Source organism: Qipengyuania algicida (genome assembly GCF_009828025.1).
In the GTDB taxonomy this organism is placed as follows: Bacteria; Pseudomonadota; Alphaproteobacteria; order Sphingomonadales; family Sphingomonadaceae; genus Qipengyuania; species Qipengyuania algicida.
Window position 1 is genome coordinate 31,048 of the sequence record NZ_WTYA01000008.1, and the last position, 12,613, is coordinate 43,660.

Genomic DNA, 12,613 nt, shown 5'->3' on the forward strand with positions numbered 1-12,613 from the left:
ACGCGCAATCAGCCGATCAGACTTTGGGCAGGAACGGCTCGGCGATTTCCGGGCGGATGCGGTGCAGCCTGCCGCTCTCGCGTTCGATCATCGCCCACGTCGAGCGCACCGCGACGAGCAGCTTGCCCGCATCGTCATGGAAATCGACGCAGCGATCGAAACGCGCGCCGCGCGGCGGGTCGGGAACATAGGTGGTCGCGGTCACGCTTTCGCCGGGGCCGATGTTGCCGCGATAATCGATCTCATGCCGGGTCACGACCCAGATGAAGGCCTCGACATGGGCCGGATCGGCGACTGTGCTCCAATGCTCGGTGGCAATGTCCTGCACCCAGCGAATCCATTCGGCGTTGTTGACATGGCCCAGTTCGTCGATGTGATCGGCGGTCGCGGTGAAGACCTTGGTATAGGAATTACTCATGGGTGAGCGTCCATCTGCCAGAGGATGAAAGCAAACTCTTCCGCCGTTTCATGCAGGCTTTCGAACCGGCCCGATTTGCCACCGTGGCCAGCGCCCATATTGGTCTTGAAGATCAGCAGATTGTCGTCGGTCTTCAGCTCGCGCAGCTTCGCCACCCATTTGGCCGGTTCCCAATAGGTGACGCGCGGATCGTTCAATCCAGCGGTGACCATCATCGGCGGATAGGCTTGCGCGGTGACATTGTCATAGGGGCTATAACTGCGGATCAGCTCGAATGCTGCGCGGTCCTCGATCGGATTGCCCCATTCAGGCCATTCGCCCGGTGTCAGCGGTAGCGAGGCATCGAGCATCGTTGCCAGCACATCGACGAATGGCACATGTGCGACCGCCGCGCCCCACAGCTGGGGATCGGAATTGACCACTGCGCCCATCAGTTCGCCACCCGCCGATCCGCCTGAAATGCTGATCTTGCCCGGTGCGGTCAGACCGCGCTCGATCAGACCCCTGGCGACATCGACGAAGTCGGTGAACGCGTTGATTCGCCGCTCCAGCTTGCCCGCCTTGTACCACGCCCTCCCCAGATCATCGCCGCCCCGGATATGCGCAATGGCATAGGCAAAGCCGCGATCGACAAGACTGAGGCGTGTAGTGGAAAAACCCGGTGGGATAGCGATACCATACGCACCGTAACCATATAGGTGAAGATTATATGTCTCTTTACGGTCTTTTCGGTACATAATCGATACCGGCACCATGGTCCCGTCGCGTGCGGCAATCTCCAGACGCTCGGTCGCGTACAGTCCGGCATCGTAGCCCGAGGGGATTTCCTGCACCTTGAGCACTTCGAGGCGCCGCTCGCCGACGTGATAGTCAAAGGTCGTCGCCGGGCTGACCATCGATTCATAGCTGACCCGCAAGCGATCCATCGCCCATTCGGGGTTGTCGCCCAGCCCGGCGGAATAGCTCGCTTCGGGAAAGGCGATCGGCTCGATCCGCGCCGGATCGTCGTAATAGCGAATCTCGATCGTATCGAGCCCGGCCTGCCGTCCCTCGACCGCGAAGAAATCGCGGAACAGGTCGAACCCGGTAAGATAGAATTCGTCCGAGCCTTCAATCAGCGTCGACCAATCGCCCGGTGCAGACAGCGGCGCTGTGGCGAGGCGGAAGTTCTCATGCGTGTCGTTGGCGAGGATGAACAGAACCCCCTCGCGCTCGTCCACTTCATACTCCACACCGCGGGCGCGCGGCTTGACTAGAATCGGTTCGGTCAGCGGATCGCGCGCTGGGATGAGGCGCACTTCGCTAGTTTCATGGTCGCTGGTCGAGATGATCAGCCATTGCTCATTGGCGGATAAGCCCGATCCGACGCGAAATCCCTCGTCATCCTCGTGATAAAGCTCGACATCCTCGCTCAGCGGCTGGCCCAGCCAGTGCAGCCGCGCGTTATCGGTGCGCCATTGATCGTTGGCGAGCGAATAGACGAGCCCCCGATCGCCCGCGACCCATACCAGCGAGGACAATGTGCCCGGTATCTCGTCCGTGAGCAGCTCGTCCGTCGCCAGATCCTTGATCCGCGCGGTGAACCGTTCCGAACCATTGTCATCGACAGAATAGGCCAGCTTCATGCCGTCGCTCGAGACGGAAATCGCGCCGAGGCGGAAATACTCCTTACCCTCCGCCAGCGCGACTTCGTCGAGGATCAGCTCGTCCCCGCTTCCGTCATCACCGCCCGCTACCGGCTTGCGCCACCATTTCTTGTATTCGGCACCTTCCTCATACTCGATCCAGTAGAGCCAATCGCCGTCCTTCTGCGGAACCGATTTGTCGGCTTCCTTGATCCGCCCGCGCATTTCGGTGAAAAGCGCGTCCACGGCGTCCTGATGCGGGTCCATCTGTGCCTTGAACCATGCGTTCTCGGCCTCCAGATGGGCGAGCACCTCCTTGTCATCGACCTTGGGGTAGCCGGGATCGCGTAGCCAGGCGTAGTCGTCCTCCACGGTAATTCCGTGGTAAGAGAAGCTGTGCGGTTTCTTCGCCGCGATCGGCGGCGCCTTGACGGTGGAATCATTCATGACGCGGCCCTATGTGGGATGCGAAAGGACTACAACAATGCTCATGCTTACTTACGAAGCCCGCCTCGCCGCGCTGCGCGAGGAATTGTCGAAACGCGGACTCGATGGTTTCGTCATTCCGATCTCCGATGAGCACATGAGCGAATATGTCGGCGAGTATGCCCAGCGCCTGAACTGGCTGACCGGTTTCGGCGGTTCGGCGGGCAGTGCCGCCGTCCTCGCGGACGGCTATCAAGGCAAGGGCGCGGCGGTCTTCACCGACGGGCGCTATACCGTACAGGTGCGCGAGCAGGTCGACGGCAATTTGTTCGATTACGAACCTGTCCCCGAAACCAGCCCGGCCAAATGGCTGGCCGCCAATGCGCCCAAGGGCGCAAAGATCGGCTATGACGCATGGCTCCACGGAATCGAATGGGCGGAAGCTGCGCAGAAGCTGCTGGCCAAAAAAGGCGTGGAGCTGGTGCCGCTGGACGACAATCCGATCGATGCGGTGTGGGCAGACCGTCCTGCACCATCGGATGCCCCGGCGGTCCCTTATGACGACAGCCATGCCGGCCGGTCGAGCGCGGACAAGCGCGCGGCAATCGCCGACTGGCTGAAATCGGAAGGCTATGATGCGACCGTCATCAGCGCGCTCGATTCGGTTGCCTGGCTGCTGAACGTGCGCGGTGCCGATGTCGCCAACACGCCGGTTGCGCTGTCCTATGTGCTGGCCCGCGCGGACGGCACGGCGGATTTCTTTATCGCGCCGGAAAAGGTGACGCCTGAACTGTCCCAGCATCTGGGCAATGCGGTGACGATCCGCCCGCGCGATGAATTCCAGGGCGCGCTTGCGGACCTCAAGGGCAAGACGGTGGCGCTTGATCCCAATCATGCGGTCGCGGGCATCTTCCAGACGCTGGAGGCAGCAGGCGCAACGCTGGTGCGCGAAAGCGATCCGACCGTGCTCGCCAAGGCGATCAAAAACGCCGCCGAGCAGCAGGGCCATCGCGAGGCGCAAGCGCGCGACGGCGCCGCGGTCTCGCGCTTCCTGCGCTGGCTCAGCATCGAAGCGCCCAAGGGTGGTATCGACGAGCTGACCGCAGCGGCCAAGCTGCGCGAATTCCGCGGACTGGACCCGGCGATGAAGGATTCCAGCTTCGACACCATCAGCGCCGCGGCCGGCCATGCCGCCCTGCCGCACTACAAGGTGGACGAGGACAGCAATATCCCGATCCCGCCGTCGAGCATCTATCTGGTCGATTCTGGCGGGCAGTATTTGGGCGGCACGACCGACATCACGCGCACCGTGTGGGTGGGGCCGGGCGAACCGAGCGCAGAGATGATCGATCGCAACACGCGCGTGTTGAAGGGCCATATCGAACTCGCCCGCGCCACCTTCCCCAAGGGCACCAATGGCGGCCAGCTCGATACGCTGGCGCGGATGCATCTGTGGGCCGCAGGCGTCGATTACGGCCACGGCACCGGGCATGGCGTGGGAAGCTATCTCTCGGTCCACGAAGGGCCGCAGCGGATTTCCAAATCGGGCGGCGCGTTCCCCGGTACCGACACGCCGATCGAGGCAGGCATGATCCTTTCTAACGAGCCGGGCTATTACAAGCAGGGCGCTTTCGGCATCCGGATCGAGAACCTCGTGCTGACCGTACCCGCGAAGATCGACGGAGCGGAAGGCGATTGGCTCGGCTTCGAAACTCTGACCTTCGTCCCGCTCGACCGCCGACTGGTCGACAAGGCGATGCTGTCCCCGGCGGAAATCGCCTGGTGGAACGATTATCATGCGCAGGTTCGGGAAACGATTGCGCCGCGCCTCGAGGGTGATGATCTCGCTTGGCTCGAAGCGGAGTGCGCGCCCTTGTAGGATTACATTTGTTCACTTAATGTTCTCCTCGGTCGCGAGTCGTTTTGTTATCAGGGGAAGTACAATGTTGGGATATGTGACTGTAGGAACCAACGATCTGGAGCGCGCGGCGCGCTTTTATGACGCGATCGCGGCTGAGATGGGCGTCGGGCGGATGATGGATTTCGACAGCTTCATCGCGTGGGGCCAGCCAGGCGGCGCCCCTGGCATCGCCGCGACCAAGCCCTTCGACGGCAATCCCGCGACAGTCGGCAATGGCACGATGGTGGCGCTCGAAGCGAAGGATCGCGATCAGGTCCAGCGGCTTTACGGTATCGCGCTCGCCCATGGCGGCAGCGACGAAGGGGCACCCGGCCAGCGCGGCGAGCCGGACGAGAACGGACTGGTTTTCTTTGCTGCCTACTTCCGCGACCCGGACGGCAACAAGCTCAACGCATTTCTCATGGATAAAGTTTCCTGAGGTGAGCAGAAAATCGCTCGCCCGCTTTCCGATCCATCTTGGGCTGGGGGCCAAAGCCGTACCCCAGCCCGAGTTTAATGGCGTGGAGTGGTACGAAGCCTATGGCGCTCGTCATGGCGACGACGGCGCAGAAGGGCGGCTGGTTTCACTCCATAGCTTCGATGAATCCTGGGAAAGCTGGGAAATGCACCCGAAGGGCGACGAGGTCGTGGTGTGCATATCGGGTGACATCACCCTGCATCAGGAACATTCCGAGGGCACTCGCGACACAATTGCCCTCGGGCCGGGCGAATATGCAATCAACCCGCCCGGCTGCTGGCACACCGCTGATGTCCAGAATAGCGCAACTGCACTTTTCATCACTGCCGGGGAAGGCACACAGCACCGCCCCCGTTGACGGGTTTGCGCCTGCATGAACGCACCGGCAATTGCGTTACAATTCGCGACAAAAATGCCGCCATCCGGCATAATCCTGCGACAAACGCGCCCTATAACGGGTCTCATGAGCTGCGGCTGGTACCCGGCACCCCCTCCCCCACCGAAGCCGGGGCAGCCGCAGCTCTCCCCTTTTTTCGAAATTGGAGAGAGAGAGATTATCATGCGTAAGATTGCACTGAGTATATCCACCGCCGCCCTTGCATTTGGCGGTATTGCCTACGCCCAAACTGGCCAGGAACGCAGCCCGCGGGGCGATGTCACCCGCGCCGAGGCGCAGGCAAGGGCAGAAAAGATGTTCGACAGGATGGACGTCAACCATGACGGTGTCCTCAACCAGGCCGACCGCGAGGCCAAGATGGCCGAACGTTTCGACAAGATCGATATCAACCACGATGGCTCGATCAGCCGTGAGGAGTTCATGGCCGCGCATCAGAATATGGGCCACCGCGGCAAGCACCGCATGGGCGCCGATGGGCAACAGAAGCAGAGCAAATGGGCCGGAAAGCGGATGCACCGCGGCGGCAAGCATCACGGCCATATGGGTGGCAGGATGCTGATGCGGATGGCCGATCCAAACCATACCGGCACCGTGACCAAGCAGGCCTTCGTCAATGCGGCACTGACCATGTTCGACAAGGCCGACCTCAACCACGACGGCACGGTAACGCCTGCCGAACGCAAGGCCGCACGCGCCACGATGAAGGCCAAGTGGCAGGATCGGGCGAAGCAGTGGCGTGCCCAGCAGAAGGCCCAGCCGCAAGGCTGATCGCTCTGGCTTACTTGCGCGACGGGAACGCGGTGGGCATGGCCACGATATGACGATCGAAGATCAGCCCACCGTCCTGCTCGTCGATGACGAAAGCAGCCTGCGCGAACCTCTGGCGGAGTATCTGACTCGCCAGGGGTTTGTCGTGCACGAGGCGGACAGCGCGGCCGCAGCCCGCAGCAGACTGCTCGAGGCCGTGCCCGATCTCGTCCTGCTCGACATCATGATGCCTGGGGAAGATGGCTTGTCGCTGTGTCGGCATCTGGTCGAAACGCGCGGCATTCCCGTGATCCTGCTGACCGCCAAGGGCGAGGCAATGGATCGCATCATCGGACTGGAAATCGGCGCGGACGATTACGTCGCCAAACCGTTCGAGCCCCGCGAACTGGTCGCGCGCATCCGCTCGGTGCTCAGACGTTCCACAAAAAGCGGTGGTGAGCCGGAAAGCGAGGACCTGCTCTACCGTTTCGAGGGGTGGGAGCTCGATCCGCTCAAACGCCGCCTGAGCGATCCCGAAGGATCGATCGTGGCGATCTCGACAGCCGAATTCCGCCTCCTGCGCGCGTTCTGCGACCATCCCCGGCAAGTGGTCGACCGCGACCGGCTGCTGGACTTGGTGCAGGGACGCGAAGCGCATCTGTTCGACCGCGCGGTCGATAACCAGGTCAGCCGCCTGCGTCGCAAGATCGAAGCCGACAGCCGCGAGCCACAGCTGATCCAGACCGTCCGCGGGGGCGGCTACCGCCTCGCTGCCGACGTTGCCCGCGCCGCTCGGCAACCGGACTGACGGCCATGCGCCCTTGGCCTCGCGACCTGCTCGGACAGACGCTGATGGCGCTGGCGATTGCGCTGTTCATTGCGCAGGCGATCTCCGCAGGTTTGCTGTATCGCGCGGCAAGCGAGCGGCGCGATACCGCGCTGATGAATGCCGCGGCGTTCCAGCTGGTGATCCGCCCGGCCGATCGTCCGGACCGGTTCAAGCGCGGTTTTCGCCGCACCACTTCCGACGAGCCGCGCCCCATGCGCCGGTTGCCGAGGCCCTTGCGGCTGACGATGAGTGATCGTTCGCCGTTGCAGGCAGGCGACAGGCGCGAACCGGGGCTGGCCGAAACACTGACCGATATTCTCGCCCGTGAAGGCATCACCCCTGCCGAGCTGGTGGTGGTCAAAAGGCCGCTGGCAGCCGATCCGCTGCTTCAGTCCGCATTTCAGCGCCGCCCGCATCTCGCCGAAAGAGCTCGGCACTATCGCGGCGATTTGCTGGTGGTGGGGCTGAGGCAGCAGGGGGCAAGCCGCTGGGACGTGGTCAGGATCGCCATCCCACCCATGGACGGGCGGGTGATCTGGGGACTCCTGCTGCAAACCGCGATCCTGTTCGCGATTTTGATGAGCCTGCTTTATCTGGCACTGCGGCGGATTACCCGCCCTCTGGCGGCGCTGACTAGCCGCACAGCGCAAATCGCCGTTCCCGGGGGCGAGAGCTTGCCCCTCACTCCGTCCGGCCCGCGCGATATCCGCGCGCTGATCGCTGCGCACAACGCCATGGAAGCGCGCATCGGCGCCATGCTCGATGAAAAGGACGTGATGCTGGGCGCCATCGGGCACGACCTGAAAACCCCGCTCGCCGCATTACGGGTGCGGATCGAGAGCGTGGACGACGAGCGTCAGCGCGCGATCATGGCCGCCACCATCGAAGACATCACCCGGACGCTCGACGAAATCCTCGAGCTCGCCCGCATTGGCCGGGCGAGCAATCCGCCCGAGCGCGCCGACCTGTTCGCGCTGGCCGCTTCTGTGGTCGAGGAATTCGAGGATCTGGGCGAACCGGTCGAACTCGTAGACAGCGAAAAGGTCAGCGCCCCGGTCCACATTACCTGGCTCAAGCGGGCGCTGCGCAACCTGGTCGGCAATGCCCTGCGCTATGGCGGTTCCGCAAAGGTCAGCCTGCATCGTCAGGATGACGCGGTGGTGCTGCAAGTAGAGGATTGCGGACCGGGCATCCCCGACGACCGGCTCGTCGCTATGACCGAGCCTTTCGTGCGCGGCGAAGCCAGCCGCAGCCGCAGCACCGGCGGGAGCGGGCTTGGGCTGTCGCTGGCACGTGCCATTGCCGAGCAGCACGGCGGCACGCTGGTTTTGGCCAATCGCGCAAGCGGAGGATTGCGCGCAGAAATCCGCTTGCCTCAAGCCCGCACCGGACATACCGCTTCAAATCAATAGACAATCTGTCTCTTGAGGGGCTGCCTCATGAGACAGCAGAACCTTCAATTTTCGGGGAGCAATCATGACATTTCGACCGGGCATCGCGCTCATTACTGGCCTGCTGCTTGCAGGTAGCGCCACCGTTGCCACTGCCGCGCCGACAACCCCCGGCCCGGTTGCTACCGCGACCCCGTTGCCAGCAAACGTGCCGACCCAACTACCACGCACTTCAGCTCCTATGCATTACTCGATTTCCGTCACCCCGGACGAAAAGGCGCTGACCTTTACCGGCCATTCCACGGTCGACCTGACCGTGTTCAAGCCAACCGACACCATCGTGCTCAATGCGCGCGGCCTGAAGATCTCCAAGGCAACGCTCGTTCCCGCAGCAACCGGCCGCGCGGCGATCCCGGTGAAGATTACGCTCGACGCAAAGACACAGACCGTCAGCTTCACCGCCACCAAGCCGATCACACCGGGCAATTATCGCCTCACCACAGACTACACCGGGACGATCAACACTCAGGCCAACGGCCTGTTCGCGCTCGACTATCCCGACAAGGTCACCGGCAAGACGACACGCGCGCTGTTCACCCAGTTCGAAGCGCCCGACGCGCGTCGCTTTGCCCCGATGTATGACGAGCCGAGCTACAAGGCGACCTTCGACCTCAGCGCCGTCGTCCCTGCCGACCAGATGGCGCTGGGCAATATGCCGATCGCCGAGACCACCGACCTGGGCAACGGATTGAAGCGCGTGCGCTTCGAAACCTCCGCAAAAATGAGCAGCTATCTGCTGTTCTTCGGTCTTGGCCATTTCGAGCGCGGTACGATGCCCGCCATGCCGGGCGTTACCGCCGGAATCGTCGCGCCAGTCGGCAGCGGATCGCAAAAGGACTTCGCGCTCAAATCGCTCGCGCCGTTGATCCCCTATTATTCGGATTACTTCGGGCAGAAATATCCGCTGCCCAAGATCGACAATATCGCCGGTCCCGGCCAGTCGCAATTCTTCGGCGCGATGGAAAACTGGGGCGCGGTGTTCACCTTCGAACGCATCCTGCTGGACGACCCGGCAATCACCAGCGCCCGCACCCGCCGCGCGATCTACGAAACCCAGGCGCACGAGGTCGCGCACCAGTGGTTCGGCGACCTCGTCACCATGGCGTGGTGGGACGATCTGTGGCTGAACGAAGGGTTCGCCAGCTGGATGGAAACCAAGGCGACCGAGCATTTCCATCCCGAATGGTATCCGCTGCTTGGCCGGGTGAATGGCCGCGAAGCAGCAATGGGGCTCGACAGTTTCGCCACGACGCATCCGATCGTCCAGCATATCCGCACCGTCGAACAGACCAACCAGGCCTTCGACACGATCACCTATCAGAAGGGTGAAGCGGTGATCGCCATGCTCGAAGCCTATGCCACGCCCGACGTCTGGCGTGCAGGCCTGCGCCGCTACATGGCCGCGCACAAGTTCGGCAACGCCCGGACCACCCAGTTGTGGCAGGCGGTCGAGGCTGCCGGAGCCAAGGGGCTGACCGGCATTGCCGAGGATTTCACGACCCAGCCGGGCGTGCCGCTGGTCAAGGTGACCGGGGCGCAGTGCACAGGTGGCAAGACGACCGTCACCCTGACGCAGAGCCAGTTCAGCCAGGACCAGAAGGATGCCGTTGCCGCCAAGCCCGAACATTGGCGCATTCCGCTGTTCGTTTCGGCGGGCGGCGCAGCGGCCCGTCAGGTGATGACCGGCAACACCGCCAAGGTCACCACCGATGGCTGCGGTCCGGTGCTCGTCAATTCCGGGCAGTTGGGCTATTACCGCACGCTCTACACGCCAGCCATGCTCGCCAAGCTGAAAGCTGCGCTGCCGGGCATGAAGCCGATCGACCAGCTCGGCCTGGTGCGAGATCAGCTGGCACTCTCCGGTGCCGACTATCAGGATTACGCGCCCGCGCTCGATCTGCTGGCGGCCATCCCGCAGGATGCCAATCCGGTTGTGGCAGGACAGGCCGCATCGATGTATGCCGGTTATTACGACCTGCTCAGCGGCAATGACGCTGCACAAGCGAAACTGGCAGCACTTGCTTCGGCCAAATTCGAGCCACGTCTCGCCCAGCTCGGCTTTACGCCAAAGAAGGGTGAACCGTTGGTCGAGGACAGCCTGCGCTCCACGCTGATTTCCGCGCTGGGTGCGATGGGCGACAAGCGCGTTGCCGCCGAAGCCAGCCGACTGTTCGACAGTCTGCAGCAGGATCCGCACGCGCTTGACGGTCCGCTCAAGACCACCTGGCTCTCGATCATCGCGCGCAATGCAACGCCCCGGCAATGGGACGAGCTGCTTGCCCTCGCCCGCGGTTCGAAGAGCGCGGTCGGGAAAGCGACGTATTATGCGCTGCTCGGTCGGACTACGGACAAGGCGTTGGCGCAAAAGGCGCTCGACCTTGCGCTGACCTCCGAACCGGGGGCGACCACCAGCGCGTCGATCATCAGTGCAGTCTCGGGCGAGAATCCCGACATGGCGGTCAACTTCTACTTCGACAACGAAGCCAAGGTGTCCGAGCTGATCGACGATTCGGCCCGCGCGCGTTACATCTCACGGCTTGCGGACGGATCGAAAGACCCGGCGATGGTCGCAAAGCTGGAAAGCTATGCGGCGAAAATGTCGCCCGACCAGGCCAAGCCGCTCAATACCGTGATCGGCTTCCTCAAGCAGCGTGAAAAGACCCGCCCGCGCGCAGTGTCGCAGGTTACCGCCTGGGTCGACGCTCAGTAGGTGCAAATGATGATGCTGGCGGTGCCTTGGAGCACCGTCAGCGCATCAACCCGCCGATAATATTGCGCACGAAGCGCCCGGCTAGCGGTCCGGCAAGATCAGTCGCGAGCGAACCCAACGCTGATGAGGTCGCGGTCTTCATCGGATTGGCGCGCGATTTGCGCCCGGTGATCGCACCAGCGGCAATCGCAGCGCCCGATCCGGCAGCGGCGCTGACCGCGCGCTTCATTGCCTTTTCCCAGATGCTGGTGCTCTTGCGCGGCTGCTTGGCGACTTCCTCGCGGCCTTTTTCCTCGACCTCCTGCGCGGTGGCGGCCGCATCCTGCGCCTTTTGCGCCAGCACTTCCTCGGCGCTCTCGCGGTTGACGCGGGTATCGTATTTGCCCTGAAACGGGCTCGCCCCCATGATGATTGCGCGCTCCTGAGCGGTCAGTGGGCCGAGACGGCTGCGCGGCGGGACGATCAGCGTTCGCTGCACCACCGATGGCGCGCCGTCGTCCTGCAGGGTGGACACCAGCGCCTCACCCACTTTGAGCTCGGTAATCGCCTGGGCGACGTCGAGATCGGGATTGATGCGGAAGGTTTCCGCCGCCGCCTTGATCGCCCGCTGGTCGCGCGGAGTGAATGCGCGCAGAGCGTGCTGGACGCGGTTGCCCAGCTGGCCCGCGACCTTTTCGGGCACGTCGATCGGGTTTTGGGTGACGAAATAGACGCCGACACCCTTCGAACGGATCAGCCGCACGACCTGTTCGATCTTGTCCTCCAGCGCGTCGGGAACGTCATCGAACAGCAGGTGCGCCTCATCGAAGAAAAACACCAGCTTCGGTTTTTCCGGGTCTCCGACCTCCGGCAATGCCTCGAACAGATCGGCGAGCAACCACAACAGGAAGGTGGCATAAAGCTTGGGGCTGCGCATCAGCTTGTCGGCTGCCAGCACATTGATGTAGCCGCGCCCCTTCTCGTCGGTACCGATAAAGTCGGCGATCTCCAGCGCGGGTTCCCCGAAGAACTGCGCCCCGCCCTGCGAATCGAGGCTGAGCAGCTGGCGCTGGATCGTGCCTACGGATGCCTTGGTGACATTGCCGTATTTGGTCGTCAGCTCGCTGGCATTTTCGGCGGTGAAGGCGAGCATCGATTGCAGGTCGGCGAGGTCGAGCAGCAGCAAGCCCTGTTCGTCGGCATAGCGAAACACGATGTCGAGCACACCCGACTGCGTTTCGTTGAGATCGAGCAGGCGGGCGAGCAGTTGCGGACCCATTTCCGATATCGTCGTGCGGATCGGGTGGCCCTGCTCCCCGAACAGGTCCCAGAAAACCACCGGATTATCGCTGTAGGCATAGTCGTCCATGCCCAGCTCTTTCGCGCGGGCCTCCAGCTTGTCAGAGTTTTTCGCGGTCGACGAACCCGGCATAGCGATTCCGGCCAGATCGCCCTTTACGTCGGCCATGAACACCGGCACTCCGCGCGCGGAGAAGTTTTCCGCCAGATCCTGCAAGGTGACGGTCTTGCCGGTCCCCGTCGCCCCGGCGACCAAACCGTGACGGTTGGCCTGCCCCAGATGAAGGAATTGCTTTTCGCCATTGGCCGCAAGACCCAGAAAGATATCGCCGTCCATGCTTTCGACCTTTCGCC

At 62.9% G+C, this 12,613-nt stretch carries 10 protein-coding genes; 7 read left to right on the top strand and 3 right to left on the bottom strand.

All coding sequences use genetic code 11. From position 1 onward, the window contains the following. Positions 1-16: 16 nt before the first annotated feature. A complete protein-coding gene (locus tag GRI58_RS10845; RefSeq protein WP_160753630.1) occupies positions 17-418 on the bottom strand; it encodes an acyl-CoA thioesterase in 402 nt (133 codons plus the stop codon). Then, entirely contained in the window at positions 415-2,490 is a 2,076-nt protein-coding gene (locus GRI58_RS10850; protein ID WP_160753631.1) for a S9 family peptidase, read from the bottom strand. Before GRI58_RS10850 ends, GRI58_RS10845 begins: the two co-directional genes overlap by 4 nt. 37 nt (positions 2,491-2,527) lie before the next feature. Between GRI58_RS10850 and GRI58_RS10855 the strand changes: the two genes are divergently transcribed. The 7 genes from GRI58_RS10855 (at position 2,528) to GRI58_RS10885 (ending at position 10,981) form a co-directional block, all read left to right on the top strand. After that, the gene (locus GRI58_RS10855) at positions 2,528-4,348 is read left to right on the top strand and encodes an aminopeptidase P family protein (RefSeq protein ID WP_160753632.1); all 1,821 of its coding nucleotides are present in this window, start codon (positions 2,528-2,530) and stop codon (positions 4,346-4,348) included. Positions 4,349-4,412: 64 nt separating this feature from the next. Continuing rightward, positions 4,413-4,808: a VOC family protein gene (locus GRI58_RS10860; RefSeq protein WP_160753633.1), complete on the top strand. Its 396-nt coding sequence runs from the start codon at positions 4,413-4,415 to the stop codon at positions 4,806-4,808. 1 nt (position 4,809) lies between these two features. Continuing rightward, a complete protein-coding gene (locus GRI58_RS10865; RefSeq protein WP_160753634.1) occupies positions 4,810-5,205 on the top strand; it encodes a cupin domain-containing protein in 396 nt (131 codons plus the stop codon). Between the two features lie 201 nt (positions 5,206-5,406). Then, a complete protein-coding gene (locus GRI58_RS10870; RefSeq protein ID WP_160753635.1) occupies positions 5,407-6,012 on the top strand; it encodes an EF-hand domain-containing protein in 606 nt (201 codons plus the stop codon). A 49-nt stretch (positions 6,013-6,061) separates the two neighbouring features. Beyond that, positions 6,062-6,799, top strand: coding sequence for a response regulator (locus GRI58_RS10875; protein WP_160753636.1), 738 nt, complete (start codon positions 6,062-6,064; stop codon positions 6,797-6,799). A gap of 5 nt (positions 6,800-6,804) precedes the next feature. Then, positions 6,805-8,232, top strand: coding sequence for a sensor histidine kinase (locus GRI58_RS10880; protein ID WP_160753637.1), 1,428 nt, complete (start codon positions 6,805-6,807; stop codon positions 8,230-8,232). A gap of 64 nt (positions 8,233-8,296) precedes the next feature. Beyond that, a complete protein-coding gene (locus GRI58_RS10885; protein WP_160753638.1) occupies positions 8,297-10,981 on the top strand; it encodes a M1 family metallopeptidase in 2,685 nt (894 codons plus the stop codon). 37 nt (positions 10,982-11,018) lie between these two features. On the opposite strand, the gene GRI58_RS10890 is transcribed toward GRI58_RS10885, so the two are convergent. Continuing rightward, positions 11,019-12,596, bottom strand: a complete 1,578-nt coding sequence (locus GRI58_RS10890) for a helicase HerA-like domain-containing protein (RefSeq protein WP_160753639.1) — start codon at positions 12,594-12,596, stop codon at positions 11,019-11,021. Between the last annotated feature and the right edge of the window lie 17 nt (positions 12,597-12,613).

Coding starts and splice junctions, on each gene's coding strand:
- GRI58_RS10845 (WP_160753630.1), bottom strand. CDS start 418: ATGAGTAATTCCTATACCAAGGTCTTCACCGCGACCGCCGATCACATC.
- GRI58_RS10850 (WP_160753631.1), bottom strand. CDS start 2,490: ATGAATGATTCCACCGTCAAGGCGCCGCCGATCGCGGCGAAGAAACCG.
- GRI58_RS10855 (WP_160753632.1), top strand. CDS start 2,528: ATGCTCATGCTTACTTACGAAGCCCGCCTCGCCGCGCTGCGCGAGGAA.
- GRI58_RS10860 (WP_160753633.1), top strand. CDS start 4,413: ATGTTGGGATATGTGACTGTAGGAACCAACGATCTGGAGCGCGCGGCG.
- GRI58_RS10870 (WP_160753635.1), top strand. CDS start 5,407: ATGCGTAAGATTGCACTGAGTATATCCACCGCCGCCCTTGCATTTGGC.
- GRI58_RS10875 (WP_160753636.1), top strand. CDS start 6,062: ATGACGATCGAAGATCAGCCCACCGTCCTGCTCGTCGATGACGAAAGC.
- GRI58_RS10880 (WP_160753637.1), top strand. CDS start 6,805: ATGCGCCCTTGGCCTCGCGACCTGCTCGGACAGACGCTGATGGCGCTG.
- GRI58_RS10885 (WP_160753638.1), top strand. CDS start 8,297: ATGACATTTCGACCGGGCATCGCGCTCATTACTGGCCTGCTGCTTGCA.
- GRI58_RS10890 (WP_160753639.1), bottom strand. CDS start 12,596: ATGGACGGCGATATCTTTCTGGGTCTTGCGGCCAATGGCGAAAAGCAA.